General features: G+C 44.3%; 15 protein-coding genes and 1 other annotated feature. Of the genes, 11 read left to right on the forward strand and 4 right to left on the reverse strand.

The genetic code is table 11. The features are described 5' to 3' along the window. Positions 1-450 carry a hypothetical protein gene (locus ABMY42_RS17110; RefSeq protein WP_005447850.1) on the forward strand — a complete coding sequence of 150 codons (450 nt, stop codon included), beginning with the start codon at positions 1-3 and terminating at the stop codon, positions 448-450. A 104-nt stretch (positions 451-554) separates the two neighbouring features. Here the strand turns inward: ABMY42_RS17110 and arcA are convergent, their stop codons facing one another. Continuing rightward, complete coding sequence (gene arcA / locus ABMY42_RS17115) at positions 555-1,271, reverse strand: two-component system response regulator ArcA (RefSeq protein WP_005447851.1); 717 nt, start codon at positions 1,269-1,271, stop codon at positions 555-557. Positions 1,272-1,632: 361 nt separating this feature from the next. Here arcA and ABMY42_RS17120 point away from each other — a divergent pair, with 361 nt between their 5' ends. Both ABMY42_RS17120 and ABMY42_RS17125 read left to right on the forward strand, forming a co-directional pair. Further along, complete coding sequence (locus tag ABMY42_RS17120) at positions 1,633-2,040, forward strand: DUF3293 domain-containing protein (RefSeq protein WP_005447853.1); 408 nt, start codon at positions 1,633-1,635, stop codon at positions 2,038-2,040. 54 nt (positions 2,041-2,094) lie between these two features. Next, the gene (locus ABMY42_RS17125) at positions 2,095-2,577 is read left to right on the forward strand and encodes a putative 4-hydroxy-4-methyl-2-oxoglutarate aldolase (protein WP_110415226.1); all 483 of its coding nucleotides are present in this window, start codon (positions 2,095-2,097) and stop codon (positions 2,575-2,577) included. Here ABMY42_RS17125 and ABMY42_RS17130 read toward each other — a convergent pair. After that, positions 2,574-3,044 (reverse strand): hypothetical protein, encoded by a 471-nt coding sequence (locus ABMY42_RS17130; RefSeq protein WP_005447857.1) that lies wholly within the window; start codon positions 3,042-3,044, stop codon positions 2,574-2,576. The genes ABMY42_RS17125 and ABMY42_RS17130 overlap by 4 nt on opposite strands. Before the next feature lie 441 nt (positions 3,045-3,485). Further along, positions 3,486-3,602 (forward strand) — a sequence feature (Thr leader region). A gap of 53 nt (positions 3,603-3,655) precedes the next feature. Here ABMY42_RS17130 and thrA point away from each other — a divergent pair. The 4 genes from thrA to ABMY42_RS17150 all read left to right on the forward strand — a co-directional run bounded on the left by thrA (position 3,656) and on the right by ABMY42_RS17150 (position 9,169). After that, positions 3,656-6,115: a bifunctional aspartate kinase/homoserine dehydrogenase I gene (thrA, locus tag ABMY42_RS17135; protein ID WP_005447860.1), complete on the forward strand. Its 2,460-nt coding sequence runs from the start codon at positions 3,656-3,658 to the stop codon at positions 6,113-6,115. A 20-nt stretch (positions 6,116-6,135) separates the two neighbouring features. Beyond that, positions 6,136-7,092, forward strand: a complete 957-nt coding sequence (gene thrB, locus ABMY42_RS17140) for a homoserine kinase (protein WP_005447861.1) — start codon at positions 6,136-6,138, stop codon at positions 7,090-7,092. Beyond that, positions 7,089-8,369, forward strand: coding sequence for a threonine synthase (gene thrC, locus ABMY42_RS17145; RefSeq protein WP_009702444.1), 1,281 nt, complete (start codon positions 7,089-7,091; stop codon positions 8,367-8,369). Before thrB ends, thrC begins: the two co-directional genes overlap by 4 nt. Before the next feature lie 140 nt (positions 8,370-8,509). Further along, complete coding sequence (locus ABMY42_RS17150; protein ID WP_005447863.1) at positions 8,510-9,169, forward strand: NAD(P)H-dependent oxidoreductase; 660 nt, start codon at positions 8,510-8,512, stop codon at positions 9,167-9,169. Positions 9,170-9,280: 111 nt separating this feature from the next. Here the strand turns inward: ABMY42_RS17150 and grcA are convergent, their stop codons facing one another. Continuing rightward, the gene (gene grcA / locus ABMY42_RS17155) at positions 9,281-9,658 is read right to left on the reverse strand and encodes an autonomous glycyl radical cofactor GrcA (RefSeq protein WP_005434930.1); all 378 of its coding nucleotides are present in this window, start codon (positions 9,656-9,658) and stop codon (positions 9,281-9,283) included. Positions 9,659-9,984: 326 nt separating this feature from the next. Between grcA and nfo the strand changes: the two genes are divergently transcribed. The 3 genes from nfo to ABMY42_RS17170 all read left to right on the forward strand — a co-directional run bounded on the left by nfo (position 9,985) and on the right by ABMY42_RS17170 (position 12,652). Further along, entirely contained in the window at positions 9,985-10,872 is an 888-nt protein-coding gene (gene nfo / locus ABMY42_RS17160; protein WP_349266572.1) for a deoxyribonuclease IV, read from the forward strand. A gap of 405 nt (positions 10,873-11,277) precedes the next feature. Continuing rightward, on the forward strand, positions 11,278-11,958 hold the full coding sequence (gene ung / locus ABMY42_RS17165; RefSeq protein WP_272759204.1) for a uracil-DNA glycosylase: 681 nt from the start codon (positions 11,278-11,280) through the stop codon (positions 11,956-11,958). A 142-nt stretch (positions 11,959-12,100) separates the two neighbouring features. Then, positions 12,101-12,652: a hemerythrin domain-containing protein gene (locus ABMY42_RS17170; protein WP_005447874.1), complete on the forward strand. Its 552-nt coding sequence runs from the start codon at positions 12,101-12,103 to the stop codon at positions 12,650-12,652. Positions 12,653-12,881: 229 nt separating this feature from the next. Here the strand turns inward: ABMY42_RS17170 and ABMY42_RS17175 are convergent, their stop codons facing one another. Continuing rightward, complete coding sequence (locus ABMY42_RS17175; protein WP_005447876.1) at positions 12,882-13,067, reverse strand: DUF3545 family protein; 186 nt, start codon at positions 13,065-13,067, stop codon at positions 12,882-12,884. 722 nt (positions 13,068-13,789) lie between these two features. On the opposite strand from ABMY42_RS17175, the gene ABMY42_RS17180 reads away from it, so the two are divergent. Then, on the forward strand, positions 13,790-15,226 hold the full coding sequence (locus ABMY42_RS17180) for a sodium:alanine symporter family protein (RefSeq protein ID WP_005447878.1): 1,437 nt from the start codon (positions 13,790-13,792) through the stop codon (positions 15,224-15,226). Positions 15,227-15,300 lie beyond the last annotated feature (74 nt).

Genomic DNA, 15,300 nt, shown 5'->3' on the forward strand with positions numbered 1-15,300 from the left:
ATGAAGAAATTTGCATCGGCAGCACTGGCAATTGCGCTACTGGCGGGTTGTAGTTCTGCTCCTCAAGTTGGATGGCAACAAGGCAGCCAAGTCACGATGAATACAGTGAACGTTGAGCTAAAGAGCAACCTATGGGTAAACCTGATGCCAACCATTGGTGAAGTTCAAGAGCAGAACGTTCATGGCGCATTGTACCTAAAAGCAGATAATGAGCTGCCTGCAAACTTAACGGTTGATGCTCTGATTATTAAGCAAGGTGATTCAGAGTGGGAAATTGATGGTGACTTATTAGAGTTACGTACCCACAGTGAAAATCAGTGGGAAGTGGCGTTTGTATGGCAAATCGAAGCGGATATGGAGAAGTCGGTCGATTTGGCGTTATTGTTAGATGACGCAGGCAAGAAAGAGTGGTTAGTCGAGAAAGGCATCAAGATCGACAAAGTGTATTAGCCACTAAGCTTGTATTAACCATTAAGTTTGCATTCATTGCTAAGTGACAGATAGCAAAAGGGCTTGCTCATTGAGCAAGCCCTTATTGTTTATGCTGGGGCAGATTAGTCTTCTAGATCGCCACAGAAGCGGTAGCCTTCACCGTGAATAGTCGCGATGATTTCAGGTGTACCTGATACTGATTCGAAGTGCTTACGAATGCGACGGATAGTTACGTCTACAGTACGGTCATGTGGCTTAAGCTCACGACCTGTCATCTTCTTAAGAAGGTCAGCACGAGTTTGAATCTTACCTGGGTTCTCACAGAAGTGCAGTAGAGCACGGAACTCAGAGCGTGGCAGTTTGTAGCTGTCACCAGATGGGCTCACTAGAGAGCGGCTGTTGATGTCTAACACCCAACCGTTGAACTCGTATTTTTCTACCGAGCGTTTCTCTTCCTGTACAGCGTTAGTGCTCATTGAGCGGCTTAGCAGGTTGCGAGCACGGATAGTTAGTTCACGCGGGTTGAATGGTTTAGTGATGTAGTCATCAGCACCGATTTCAAGACCTAGGATCTTGTCTACTTCATTGTCACGACCAGTCAGGAACATCAGTGCGATGTTCGCTTGCTCGCGAAGTTCACGTGCTAGAAGGAGACCATTCTTGCCTGGAAGATTAATGTCCATAATAACCAAGTTGATTGAATTTTCAGACAACACTTGGTGCATTTCTTCACCGTCACTGGCTTCAAAAACAGCGTATCCCTCTGCTTCAAAAATACTCTTAAGAGTGTTACGAGTTACTTGCTCATCTTCTACGATAAGAATCTGCGGGGTTTGCATTGGCGGTACCTAAATTTGTGACAAAATTGTGCTAATAGAATAAATTCTAGGCAAAAATATAACATACAGGTAATGTGATTTTGATAATAAATCAAGTTGATCAAAAAAACACTTCTTTCAGTTATCCGCCTTCCTTGGAATTTTGCCAACTCACCAGTATCCGATGGCGACGTTTATTCTATAGGGCTTGTTTACCTTTCAATTCCCTGTAATTACGGAGCCTGAAACGTAAACACCCTAAGATATGGAGCGGATTTTATATTGTTAACAGCATGCTAACAATGCTCAAATGTTAATTCCATTCAGTTTGTTGATTTACATCAATTGATGAAATGTAACTGTTATTAATCGTTTAAGAGTTATGATAGAAAAAAGTAATACGAACATAGACGCATCGTTATGGAATGCTTATTCAGAGTCTTTCTTCCGTTTTCACGCTGAATGGGAGGTAACCAACTACGCGGTGATAACTGCTTGGAACCCTTACAGTAATCTGCGGTCAAAAGAAGAGAACTGCATAAGTAATCATAAACTCGAACAACAATTAAACCACGTTAAATACGTGCCTGTCACGGTTGGCGATCAGACATTTGAATGGTTTGAAGAGAGCTATGCTGCTGAGTTAACACCGCAAGCCGCAATAGACCTGGCGAATCAATTTCAACAAAACGCGATTTATTACGTCATTGATGACGAGCTTTACTTGATTGCTTGTTCAGAACCTGAAGTTTTGCACAAGCTAGGAACAATACAGCCGCGACTCGTCTAGAAGGATACTACTTATCTGAGCTTCAGCTTAGGTGAGACAATTCACGGAGGAAATATGAGAGACATAACACCAGACATTTGTGACCAGTTTGAGGACCAAGTCATCCTGCTTAGCTTACCATTGCAGAACTTTGGTCAACGCACGGCCTTTCATGGCGAGATTGTCACTGTACGTTGTTACCACGATAACTCCAAAGTACGCGAAGTACTGAACGAAGATGGCACTGGAAAAGTGCTGATTATTGATGGACACGGCTCATGTCAAAAAGCGTTGCTAGGTGATCAGCTCGCGATTCTCGGTATCGAAAATGGTTGGGAAGGCATTATTGTTTACGGTGCGATTCGCGATGTGGCACAAATGTCACAAATGGATATTGGTGTTCAAGCTTTGGGTACATGCCCGTTTAAAACAGAGAAGCGTGGCGTGGGAGAAGTCAACGTGACATTGACGATGCAAAACCAAATCGTGCAGCCAAAACACTATGTTTACGCAGACTGGAATGGGGTTTTGATTTCGAAAGAAGCGCTGGACTTCTAGAAGCGGAAACCTAATCCTACTTCGAAGCCTTGTTGCCAATCTTGGTAATCTAGAGTGGCGTGAAGATCCAAATTCTCGGTGATTTTCACGCGACTTGAGACTTCAGCAGCAAGGCTACTGTCTTCTTCTCGGATACCTTCCGCCGTTTCAGCTTTATAAGATCTAACAGTACTTTTCACTGTTACTCGATCATTGAAGTGATAACTGATCCCACTAAGAAAACCGCTTTGGTTTTTTGTTGGCGAGTTGTTGACTCGCGCACCAACGTATAGATCAACGGAATCAAACAGCTCGTATGAGTAACCACCATCTATGTTCCATACATCGAAGCTATCTGTTTGATAGTTTTCACTAGAGATGAAAAGCTTGTGTGGAGACGAAGAAGTTTTGCCTGGAAGAGGCGGAAGATCGTTAGCAAGACAAACGCTAGGCACGGCGAATAGCAACAGAAAAATCCATTTTTTCATGTGACCACTCCTTGTGTCTAACTTTGTTATTAGTATGTGCTAAAAGCTTCTCACTATTAAAGCATAGAATATGAAAGCCAGCTCATTTATTTTCCACTTAATTCGATCCTAGGAACCTTGATCACAGTTAAGTTGTTGTTAAATAGAACCTGCAAAGATCAGTTTTCGATTGTGCATATTTGCATCAAGATCTTACATAGGATCTTCATCCTAATAGATCTGTAAGAACCATGAGCGAATGACTGAAAAAAAAGAATAAAATCGTAAGCAGACTAACTCATTGTAATTACACTTAAATATCAACGACATCGCGCAGAAGAAATCTCTACAAGGCCGGAAAATACACAATTTTTTGTTGACTCTGTTTCGGAAACTCGGTAAACGTAGAGTTAAGAAAACACACAACTATCGTTGAATATTTATTTATGACATCTCACAGCCAAGTAGTAATGACCACAACCATTATTATTACCGACACGACCAATGTTGGGGCAGGCTGCTGAGCGAAAGAAATTCACAAGAAAGGCCTGTATCCAACAAGATACAGGCCTTTTTTTATGCTTTTTTATAAAGAATTTAGACAGATCTAAGAAGATACATCGGAGGAAGGGATGCGAGTATTAAAGTTTGGCGGCTCATCATTAGCGGATGCAGATCGCTTTCTAAGAGCGGCGGATATCATCGCCAACAATGCGCAGCAAGAAGAAGTCGCAGTGGTACTTTCAGCACCAGGCAAAACGACCAATAAACTGGTCGCGGTGATTGAAGGTGCACTTCGCAATGGTGAAGCTGAGTTGCAAATCAATGAACTTGAAGCTTCGTTCAAAGCATTATTTTCAGATATCCAAAATGTATTGCCAAACATCGATGGTGCTGCATTTGATAACCAAGTAAAAACTTCACTTTCTCAGCTTCGCCAATTCGTTCATGGCATCAATCTTCTTGGTATGTGCCCAAACAACGTCAACGCACGCATCATTAGTAAAGGTGAGCGCGTCTCGATTCAGTTGATGAAAGCGGTATTAGAAGCGAAAGGGCAACCTGCGCATCTTATCGACCCAGTCGAGTATCTATACGCAAAAGGCGATCACCTAGAAGCGATGGTCGATGTTGAAGTCTCTACTCAGAACTTCCGCCAAAATCCTCTTCCTCAAGGTCACGTAAATATCATGCCTGGTTTTACCGCAGGTAATGAGAAAGGTGAGTTAGTAACACTTGGTCGTAATGGCTCTGACTACTCTGCTGCGGTTCTTGCAGCGTGTCTGCGCGCAGATTGCTGTGAAATTTGGACTGACGTTGATGGTGTTTACAACTGTGACCCTCGTTTGGTGGAAGATGCTCGTCTTCTTAAATCACTGAGCTACCAAGAAGCGATGGAGCTTTCTTACTTTGGTGCATCCGTTCTGCATCCGAAAACCATCGCACCAATCGCACAATTCCATATTCCTTGTCTGATCAAAAACAGCTTTAACCCACAAGGGGCAGGTACGCTGATTGGTCAAGACACTGGCGAAGATAACCTCGCAATCAAAGGCATCACGACGCTGAACGACCTAACGATGGTTAACGTGTCTGGTCCTGGTATGAAGGGTATGGTTGGCATGGCAAGCCGAGTATTTGGTGCAATGTCATCAGCTGGTGTGTCTATCGTTCTGATCACTCAATCTTCTTCTGAGTACAGCATCAGCTTCTGTATCGAAGCGCAAGACAAAGCAAAAGCACAACAAGTATTGGCGGATGCGTTTGAACTTGAACTAAAAGACGGTCTACTTGAACCAGTCGAGTTCATTGATGATGTTTCTATTGTGACACTTGTGGGTGACGGTATGCGTACATCACGCGGTGTTGCATCTCGTTTCTTCTCATCTCTTGCTGAAGTGAACGTAAACATTGTCGCCATTGCACAGGGCTCATCTGAGCGTGCAATCTCAGCTGTGATTCCTGAAGATAAAATCTCTGAAGCGATCAAAGCCTGTCACGAGAACCTATTCAACTCTAAGCACTTCCTAGATGTATTCGTGGTTGGTATTGGCGGCGTTGGTGGTGAACTGGTGGATCAGATCGAGCGTCAACAAGCGAAGCTTGCGGAAAAAGGCATTGTGATTCGCGTATGCGGCTTAGCAAACAGCAAAGGTCTTCTACTTGATAGTGAAGGGCTGCCACTGGAGCATTGGCGTGACCGTATGTCGGCAGCGACAGAAGAGTTCAGCCTAGCGCGTCTGATTTCTTTAGTGCAACGCAACCACATCATCAACCCAGTATTGGTTGACTGTACTTCAAGTGAAGATATCGCGAATCAATACGCAGATTTCCTAGCGGCAGGTTTCCACGTAGTCACGCCAAACAAGAAAGCAAACACAGCAAGCATGGCCTACTACCATCAACTTCGCGATGTTGCGCGCAGCTCTCGTCGTAAGCTGATGTATGAAACAACCGTAGGTGCAGGTCTACCGGTAATCGAAAACCTACAAAACTTAATCTCAGCAGGTGATGAACTAGAGCGCTTCAGCGGCATCCTTTCTGGCTCTCTTTCTTACATCTTCGGCAAGTTAGACGAAGGCATGAGCCTAAGTGAAGCAACCAACATCGCCAAGCAAAACGGCTTTACCGAACCTGACCCTCGTGATGATCTATCGGGTATGGACGTTGCGCGTAAGCTACTTATCCTTGCTCGTGAAGCTGGTATGTCCCTAGAACTAGAAGACGTTGTGGTTGATCAAGCTCTGCCACCAGGTTTTGATGACTCAGGCAGCGTTGAAGAGTTCATGGAACGTTTACCAGAGGCGGACGCGTACTTTAAAGAGCTGTCAGCTAAAGCGGCGGAAGAGGGCAAAGTGCTGCGTTATGTGGGTGAAATTGTTGATGGTAAATGCACGGTAAGCATTGCTGCCGTAGATGAAAATGATCCGATGTTTAAGATCAAAGATGGTGAAAACGCACTGGCATTCTACAGCCGCTACTACCAACCAATTCCACTGGTATTGCGTGGTTACGGTGCGGGTACTGAGGTTACGGCAGCGGGCGTATTCTCGGATGTGATGCGTACTTTAGGTTGGAAGCTAGGGGTATAACGACAATGAGTTCAAGTGATATGGATGTAGTGGTCTACGCCCCAGCATCAATTGGTAATGTAAGCGTTGGTTTTGATGTTCTGGGGGCTGCGGTGTCCCCAGTTGATGGCACACTATTGGGTGACCGTGTATTGGTTAAGTCTGGGGCTGAGCCGTTCAGCCTAAAGACGGCTGGTGATTTTGTTGAGAAGCTACCAACTGAGCCAAAAGAGAACATCGTTTACGATTGTTGGGTAGTGTTTGCTCGCGAGCTAGACAAGAAAGGCGTCGAGCTAAAACCACTTGAAATGACACTAGAAAAGAACATGCCAATCGGCTCTGGATTAGGCTCAAGTGCATGTTCTATCGTTGCTGCATTAGATGCATTGAACCGATTCCATGGTCAGCCGCTTAACGAGACAGAGTTACTGGCGCTGATGGGAGAAATGGAAGGCAAGATCTCTGGTGGTATTCACTACGATAACGTCGCACCGTGTTACCTTGGCGGTGTGCAATTGATGCTTGAAGAGTTGGGTATCATCAGCCAAGAAGTGCCTTGCTTTGATGATTGGTTCTGGGTGATGGCATATCCGGGTATCAAAGTATCAACAGCAGAAGCGCGTGAGATCCTACCATCTCAATATCGCCGACAAGATATCATTGCTCATGGTCGCCATCTTGCGGGCTTTATTCATGCGTGTCATTCTGGTCAGCCAGAACTTGCTGCAAAAATGATCAAAGACGTGATCGCAGAACCGTATCGTGAGAAACTGCTCCCAGGTTTTGCAAATGCACGTCAATACGCAGCGTCTGCGGGTGCATTGGCAACCGGTATTTCTGGCAGTGGTCCGACACTGTTCAGTATTTGCAAAGAGAAAGATGTCGCTGAGCGAGTTGCTCGCTGGTTAGAACAGAACTACGTACAAAACGAAGAAGGATTCGTCCACGTTTGTCGTCTAGATAAACAGGGTTCGAAAGTAACAGGAAGTGAGCTATGAAGCTTTACAATATAAAAGAAAATGATGAACAAGTTTCCTTTGGTCAAGCCGTTCGCCAAGGGTTAGGTCGTAACCAAGGTCTATTTTTCCCATCGGAATTACCAAAATTTGAAGACGTTGATGCGCTACTGGCAGAAGACTTCGTCTCTCGTAGCACGAAAATCCTATCTGCACTGATTGGTGATGAGCTGGCGGAAGAGCAAGTTAACGCATTGGTTGACGCTGCATTCCAATTCCCTGCGCCAATTAATCAAGTGAAAGACGGTGTTTACGCTCTGGAACTGTTCCATGGTCCAACGCTTGCATTTAAAGACTTTGGTGGTCGCTTTATGGCGCAATCTCTTGCAGCCGTTTCGGACGGCGGCAAGATCACCATTCTGACTGCAACTTCTGGCGATACTGGCGCAGCCGTTGCGCATGCTTTCTACGGTATGGAAGACATCAACGTTGTGATTCTTTACCCGAAAGGCAAGATCAGCCCACTGCAAGAAAAGCTATTCTGTACGCTTGGTAAAAACATTCACACTGTCGCGATCGATGGTGATTTCGACGCGTGTCAGGCTCTGGTTAAGCAAGCTTTTGATGATTCGGCATTGCGTGAAGAGATCGGTCTGAACTCTGCAAACTCAATCAACATCAGCCGCTTGATGGCACAAATCTGTTACTACTTTGAAGCTGCCGCGCAAATGAGTAAGCAAGAGCGTGAAAACCTAGTCGTGTCTGTACCAAGTGGTAACTTTGGTAACCTAACTGCTGGTCTACTGGCAAAAGCACTGGGTCTGCCTATCAAACGTTTTATCGCTGCAACTAATGCTAATGACACGGTACCGCGTTACCTACAAACGGGTAAGTGGGAGCCAAAACCAACGGTCGCAACGACATCGAACGCGATGGACGTGAGTCAACCAAACAACTGGCCTCGTATCGAAGAGTTGTGTCGCGTGAAAGAGTGGGGCTTGGAGACGCTAGGAAAAGGTGCTGTATCTGATGAGCAAAGCGCTCAGTCAGTGAAAGACTTACATGCTTTAGGTTACCTGTGTGAACCGCACGGTGCGATTGCTTACCGTGTTCTTGAAGAGCAACTGCAAGATGGTGAGACCGGTCTGTTCCTATGTACTGCACACCCTGCGAAGTTCAAAGAAGTGGTGGATGACATTCTGCAATCTGACATTGACCTTCCTGCACCGCTAGCGAAGCACGCTGCGATGGAACTGTTATCAGAAGATCTCGACGCAGACTTTGACGCATTGAAGCAAGTACTGCGCCGCGTGCAGTAAGCTTCAAAAGCACAGTAAGTATCAAAAACACAAATAACGAGAGGTGAATGAGCAATCATTCACCTTTTTTATTGCCGGTAAGTTTTAACTCTCTTTATGATTGAGAAACGAACTTAACTAAATGAGATGGAAAGAGAAGCATGCATTTTTTGATTTTTCTTGGCTCAGTGAGAGACAGCACGCCACCACGACCAGCCCGTTTAGGAATGCGAGTCAGTAGAGCGTGTGAAAAACTTATCGCGAGTCAGCATTCGCAACATACTGTCGAAATCATTGACCCATTGAACTATGACTTTGGCGATGTGTTTAAGCCCGAGTTTGCTTATCACCGCTCTAAAGTGCCGCAGCACCTAAGTGAGTTGGCAGACAAAATCAAACAGGCCGATGGGTATGTGATGGTTAGCCCGGAATACAACCATTCGATGAGCCCAGCTTTGGCAAACATGCTTAATCACTTTGGCAGTTCGCTGTTTTCCTATAAGCCAAGTGCTATCGTGACCTACTCTGCCGGGCAATGGGGTGGTGCTCGTGCTGCAGTGTCGATGCGTACTTTCTTATCCGAGTTGGGGTGCTTGCCTGTGTCGGCAATGATCCACATTCCGAAAGCACAAGAGGTATTTGATGAGCACGGTGTGGCTGCGAATGAGTCGGAGCAGGCGCAGTGGGACAGTTATATGAATCGCACCCTGCATCAACTGATTTGGTGGGCAGAAGGGGCGTCACTGCAAAGAGATAGGCTTGATCCAACCTCGTTGGCACAAGCGTTTCAGAAAGATCCTTCGCAAAGAAATGCACCTTGAAGGCGAGTTGCTTTTTACTATCGGAAGGGTTTCGAAGGATCCAGAAACAAAAAAAGCTTGGTCATTGCTGACCAAGCTTTTTAAATTCTAGCAAACTAGTTTACTGAGAGATTATAGAGACTCAGTAAAAGTACGAGCGATTACGTCACGTTGCTGTTCTGGAGTTAGCGAGTTGAAACGTACTGCGTAACCAGAAACACGGATAGTTAGCTGTGGGTAGTTCTCTGGGTGTGCAACTGCATCTTCTAGAGTTTCACGTTTAAGAACGTTCACGTTTAGGTGTTGACCACCTTCGATGCGAGGAGCAGTTTCGATTGCTACTTCACGGCTTTCGTATTCACCTAGGTCGCTGATTGCGATAACTTGGTCTGCTTCGTAAGTTGATGCTGCAGCAACACAACGCGCTTCGTTCTTCTCGCTATCTAGTAGCCAGATTGAGTTTAGTAGTTCGTCGTTAGCTGCTTTAGTAATTTGGATACCTTGGATCATCACTATCTCCTAGACCACTTACGTGGTGATTATTGGTGTTAATTTTCGAATTTTTGTCGAGCTAAGTATTATATAGCCAATATCCATTATTTTAATATTGATTTAAGTCAAAAAACAACCAAAAACCTTAATTTTTTGAAGGTGATTTTCTTGAGTTAAATCAATAAAACGTTTGAAAACATACTATTTACAATTTATTTGATAATATAAAAAATATTTAAAAGTTAATTTTGTTGTAAATTTACTACAAAACGAGCTCAAAAATTAACCTTGGTAACGCAACTGCCTGTATTTAGGTAGTCATCCTGAAAGTCTAAAGTGATTAAATGACAAACATGAAAAACAAGTTTGGAAACAAATTTATTGGTGCTCACGTGTCCGCGGCTGGAGGAGTCGATCAAGCGCCTCTTCGTGCTCGTGAGATTGGTGCGAATGCGTTTGCTCTGTTTACTAAGAACCAGCGTCAATGGGTTGCTAAACCACTCGAAGAAAAAACCATTAGTGCATTCAAAGCAAACTGCAAAATGCTTGGCTTCGGCGCCGAACACATTCTGCCCCATGACTCTTATCTGATTAACTTGGGGGCGCCGGAAGAAGAAAAGCTGAATAAATCCCGCGCGGCATTTATTGACGAGATGGAGCGTTGTAACCAGTTAGGTTTAACCTTGCTCAACTTCCACCCTGGTAGCCACTTAAAGAAAGTGTCAGAACAGGCGTGTTTGTCGACGATCGCTGAGTCGATCAACCTGGCGCACAAAGCAGTGCCGAATGTGATCGCAGTGATTGAGAACACTGCAGGTCAGGGCACTAACTTGGGTTGGAAGTTTGAGCATCTTGCTGAAATCATCGATCAAGTAGAAGACAAAGAACGCGTTGGCGTGTGTCTTGATACTTGCCACACGTTTACTGCCGGTTACGATCTGCGTACCAAAGAGGATTGTGAGCATACCTTTGCCGAGTTCGATCGTATCGTAGGCATGCACTATTTAAGAGCAATGCATCTAAATGATTCAAAAGTCGAATTCGCTAGCAAGGTTGACCGTCACCACTCATTAGGCAAAGGCGAGATCGGTTGGAGCTGTTTTGAGTACATCGCTAAAGATCCACGTTTTGATGGTATCCCTTTGATTTTAGAAACAATTGACCCAAATATTTGGCAGCAAGAAATCAACACCTTACGCCAATTCCACATTGAAGAAATGGTTAATTCCTAACGGGATGGTAAAGTTGGCATCCTTCTTTCTTAGCTAAAACCATTGAGCGGTTATGCGCTTGTTTTAAACGCCTGAACTCAACGTTGTAGTTAGGCGAAGCTAGTTAGGAGGATGACAATATGTCTCGACCAGTTTCTTTTATCCCAGCGACACACTCTCGACGAGTATTACGTTTACCAGCCCCAAACCGCCATATCTCAGGGCAAGGGCACTTTCGAACGCCGCAGCGTAATTAGCGTCATCATTATTAGTATTGGTTACTTTGGTTTTAGCCAAACCAGCATGGATTAACACCAGCTGTCTGCGCGTCAGTTTTTGAAAAGCCGTCTCAAGCTGGTGGTAAGTTTTTGTTTGTTTGGGTTTCGCTCGTTAGAATAGAGGGAAACTTTAGGACAGGAACTTTCCATGAATCAGTTACCCACTTGGCACGATGTGATCGGCGAAGAAAAACAGCAGAGCTACTTTGTCGATACTTTGAATTTTGTTGAAGCAGAACGAGCGGCAGGCAAAGCCATTTATCCGCCAGCCAAAGATGTATTTAACGCTTTTCGTTTTACCGAGTTCAAAGACGTTAAGGTAGTGATTCTGGGGCAAGATCCTTACCACGGTCCTAATCAAGCGCATGGTTTGTGTTTCTCTGTGTTGCCCGGCATTAAAACGCCACCGTCTTTGGTGAATATGTACAAAGAGTTGGCGCAAGATATCGAAGGTTTTCAAATTCCTCAACATGGTTTTTTGCAAAGCTGGGCAGAGCAAGGTGTGTTGCTACTAAATACCGTATTGACGGTAGAGCAGGGCAAAGCACACTCGCACTCAAAAACGGGCTGGGAAACCTTTACTGACCGCGTAATTGAAGCCATTAACCAGCATCAAAAAGGTGTGGTGTTCCTGCTGTGGGGCTCACACGCGCAGAAGAAAGGTCGCTTTATCGATCGTAACAAACACTATGTGTTAACGGCACCGCATCCATCACCGTTGTCTGCTCACCGAGGTTTCTTTGGTAGCAAACCATTTTCACAAGCGAACCAGATCCTCTCTCAGCAAGGCAAAGAGGTCATCAATTGGCACCTACCAATGGCGGTGTAAAGTGCACTTTCCTCTTATATAAGGAGAGAGCAATCAGTACAGCGATCGTGACATCACGATCGCTGTTTTTTTGAACACCGTCGAGTCAGGTTTTCGCTTTCTCATATACACTTATTAAAAGTAGGTGTTAAGGAGAGACGCTATGATGATCGAAAGAATTCGACGCGAACACGGCTATATGGTCCGTCTGCTGGCAATACTGCGCCACAAATTGAATGAGATTAAACAAGAACGCGCCATCAACTATGCGTTGGTGAGTGAGATCGTGGATTATCTTTCTAACCATTCAGAAAAAATTCACCATCCTAAAGAAGACATTCTCTATCGCTACTTCCTAGAGCATTATGGTCAGCAAAAGACCATGGAAAACTTGGAACAGGAACATCAAGATCTGGCGGACAAAACCAAAGCGTTTTCAATGTTGATTGAGATGATTTTGCAGGATGCTGTTGTCCCTCAAGATATGTTCGTTGCTCAGCTTGAAGACTTCATCGTGACGCAAAAGCGCCACCTCGAGTTAGAAGAGCGCCAAATCTTACCTCTAATTGAAGAGTTGTTCACTTCGCAAGACTGGCAATATGTTGAAAGCCTATGGCATGAGAACGAGGACGATCCTGTGTTTGGTAATACTATTGCAGATCGCTACAAGCAACTTGCTGATCGAGTGCGTCAGAACGACGCTGAGTTTGTCTAAAACATAAAAATGACGAAGTAATCGATTGCGTGTGCGTAGTTTGTTTCGTCATTTTCTTGTCTGATGGGAATTGTTTAGAAATTGTCTCGTTTAAAATATGAGTGAAAACTGAGGGAAATTCTCAATAGATAAGAATGGGCGTCATGCCAATAAAATCAGCATGAAAATCACCCACTTTTGTCCTCTCTATAAATGACAAAAGGCACCATTGAGGTGCCTTTTGTGCGAATTATAGTTTGATGTCATCCAGAGTGATGTCGTTGCAGACATCGAGTTCGCGCAGCTCTTTGAGCAAATTGCGTCTATCGTTCATTTCTTCGATTTCTCGCCACTTACGCTTCACTGGTTTTGAGCGAGACTTGGTTGTTGAGGTAGTATCCAGACCAAATAGGTCATCGAGTTGAAAGCCTTCCATAAGCCACCTTTACCTTTTTCTATCTAAACTGTTATATCCAGTCCTTGTGGAGCTTTTTAAGTACCACAATAGGCGTGAGAATAACCATGATATATTTCGCATTTGTGTCGGTAACATGACATTTTCGCGTAAAAATACTCACAGAATCACATTTTGCACATATCTGAAGTGGACAAAAAATAAGCGAACGAACTCACGAAAACGATTAAATGAAGAGATTTGGTATGTTAATTCGAAGGGCTCATTTTACTCAATTTTTGAATACTAAGGTTGCATAGCATCGCTTTGATTAAAATGTATCCAATCGTAACAAAGCGGAGTAAGAAATTTTTCTCAGATACCTTGTGATAACTAGCCTCATCAAAAATAAATAGTATTGCGTTTTGTTAATGATGGAAGGGCTATTTATGTTGAGATTTGATAAACAAGATGTTGCTGTTTGTGAGCGTTAAGTTTTCCTTTTATGTTAACTTTTGGTGACTTTCTAGTGAAAAATAACAAGGTTATTTTACTTGTTGCATATTGATTTTTGCTTTTCGAGGCTGCATTATCCGCCCGTCAAAAAATACGCTGGTACGTAAAATGGATGCATGAAGCGACGTTTACGATTCTAGATTGCGCAATAAACATTACTCAAAAAGCTAAGCACACTTTGACACTTAGCAGGCAATCTGGTGGATGGCTTGGAAGCAAAGACCGGCGCAACTCACTTTGAGGTACACATGACAGACTTAATCAATTTGATGAACGATCTCCTTTGGGGTTCGATTCTGGTTTATCTTCTTGTTGGTGTAGGAATCTACTTCACCGTTCGATTGGGATTCATTCAATTCCGTCATTTCGGCCACATGTTCTCTGTTCTGAAGAACAGCCGTAAAGCAGACAAAGCTGGTATTTCTTCTTTCCAAGCGCTTTGTACTAGTCTTGCTGCACGTGTAGGTACAGGTAACATGGCGGGTGTTGCTGTTGCTTTGACAGCAGGTGGTCCTGGTGCAATCTTCTGGATGTGGTTGATTGCAATGCTTGGTATGGCGACGTCGTTTGCGGAAAGTACGTTAGCGCAGCTATACAAAACCAAAGATGATGATGGCAACTACCGCGGTGGTCCTGCTTACTACATGGAAAAAGGTTTGGGCATGCGCTGGATGGGCGTGCTGTTCTCGATTTTCCTAATCATCGCTTTTGGTTTGGTATTCAATGCCGTTCAAGCAAACTCAATTGCAAACGCAATGAGCACTGCATTTGGTTGGAATGACCTTTATGTTGGTATTGCTGTTGTAGCACTGTCAGCCGTCGTTATCTTTGGTGGTATTAAGCGTATTGCGAAAGTAGCTGAACTGATTGTTCCAGTGATGGCACTAGCATACTTACTACTAGCGTTGTTTGTGATGTTCTCTAACCTAGACAAACTACCAGATGTGCTAATGCTTATCTTCAAGAGCGCATTTGGTCTGCAAGAAGCAGCTGCGGGTGGTCTTGGTTACGCAATCGCACAAGCGATGATCAACGGTATCAAACGCGGTCTGTTCTCGAACGAAGCTGGTATGGGTTCTGCACCAAATGCAGCAGCATCTGCAACCCCTTATCCACCGCACCCTGCATCTCAAGGTTACGTTCAGATGCTAGGCGTATTCATGGATACGATTGTTATCTGTTCTGCGACAGTGGCTATCATCCTTATGTCAGGTGAGTACGTTGGTCAAGCAACGGAAGTGACCGGTATTGAGCTAACTCAGCGTGCATTGAGCTCACAAGTTGGTGATTGGGGCAGCATCTTTGTTGCTGTTGCGATCTTCTTCTTCGCATTTACTTCGATTATTGCGAACTACTCATACGCTGAAACGAATCTAATCTTCCTAGAGCACAACCACAAAGCAGGTCTAGGCATCTTCCGTATCATTGTATTGGGTATGGTTATGTTCGGTGCGCTAGCATCACTACCTGTGGTTTGGTCACTGGCTGACGTATCAATGGGTTTGATGGCGATAGTGAACTTGGTGGCGATTCTATTGCTATCTGGTATCGTGATTAAACTGGCGAAAGACTACAACCGCCAGCTAAGCGAAGGTAAAGTGCCGACGTTTGATGCAAATGACTTCCCTGAGCTGAAGTCTCAGCTAGAAGATGGCATTTGGGACAACACGAAAAAAGAAGACTAAGTGATGTTCACTGCCAATCATTGTTGAAAGCTATCAACACGATTCAAAAAGCCATGCAGACAATGCATGGCTTT

It is taken from the genome of Vibrio sp. SSH13-20, assembly GCF_040104475.1.
GTDB classification, from domain to species: Bacteria; Pseudomonadota; Gammaproteobacteria; order Enterobacterales; family Vibrionaceae; genus Vibrio; species Vibrio harveyi.

Bases quoted from the DNA above. Each gene is read 5' to 3' on its own strand.
- ABMY42_RS17110 (WP_005447850.1), top strand. From the start codon at position 1: ATGAAGAAATTTGCATCGGCAGCACTGGCAATTGCGCTACTGGCGGGT.
- arcA (WP_005447851.1), bottom strand. From the start codon at position 1,271: ATGCAAACCCCGCAGATTCTTATCGTAGAAGATGAGCAAGTAACTCGT.
- ABMY42_RS17120 (WP_005447853.1), top strand. From the start codon at position 1,633: ATGATAGAAAAAAGTAATACGAACATAGACGCATCGTTATGGAATGCT.
- ABMY42_RS17125 (WP_110415226.1), top strand. From the start codon at position 2,095: ATGAGAGACATAACACCAGACATTTGTGACCAGTTTGAGGACCAAGTC.
- ABMY42_RS17130 (WP_005447857.1), bottom strand. From the start codon at position 3,044: ATGAAAAAATGGATTTTTCTGTTGCTATTCGCCGTGCCTAGCGTTTGT.
- thrA (WP_005447860.1), top strand. From the start codon at position 3,656: ATGCGAGTATTAAAGTTTGGCGGCTCATCATTAGCGGATGCAGATCGC.
- thrB (WP_005447861.1), top strand. From the start codon at position 6,136: ATGGATGTAGTGGTCTACGCCCCAGCATCAATTGGTAATGTAAGCGTT.
- thrC (WP_009702444.1), top strand. From the start codon at position 7,089: ATGAAGCTTTACAATATAAAAGAAAATGATGAACAAGTTTCCTTTGGT.
- ABMY42_RS17150 (WP_005447863.1), top strand. From the start codon at position 8,510: ATGCATTTTTTGATTTTTCTTGGCTCAGTGAGAGACAGCACGCCACCA.
- grcA (WP_005434930.1), bottom strand. From the start codon at position 9,658: ATGATCCAAGGTATCCAAATTACTAAAGCAGCTAACGACGAACTACTA.
- nfo (WP_349266572.1), top strand. From the start codon at position 9,985: ATGACAAACATGAAAAACAAGTTTGGAAACAAATTTATTGGTGCTCAC.
- ung (WP_272759204.1), top strand. From the start codon at position 11,278: ATGAATCAGTTACCCACTTGGCACGATGTGATCGGCGAAGAAAAACAG.
- ABMY42_RS17170 (WP_005447874.1), top strand. From the start codon at position 12,101: ATGATGATCGAAAGAATTCGACGCGAACACGGCTATATGGTCCGTCTG.
- ABMY42_RS17175 (WP_005447876.1), bottom strand. From the start codon at position 13,067: ATGGAAGGCTTTCAACTCGATGACCTATTTGGTCTGGATACTACCTCA.
- ABMY42_RS17180 (WP_005447878.1), top strand. From the start codon at position 13,790: ATGACAGACTTAATCAATTTGATGAACGATCTCCTTTGGGGTTCGATT.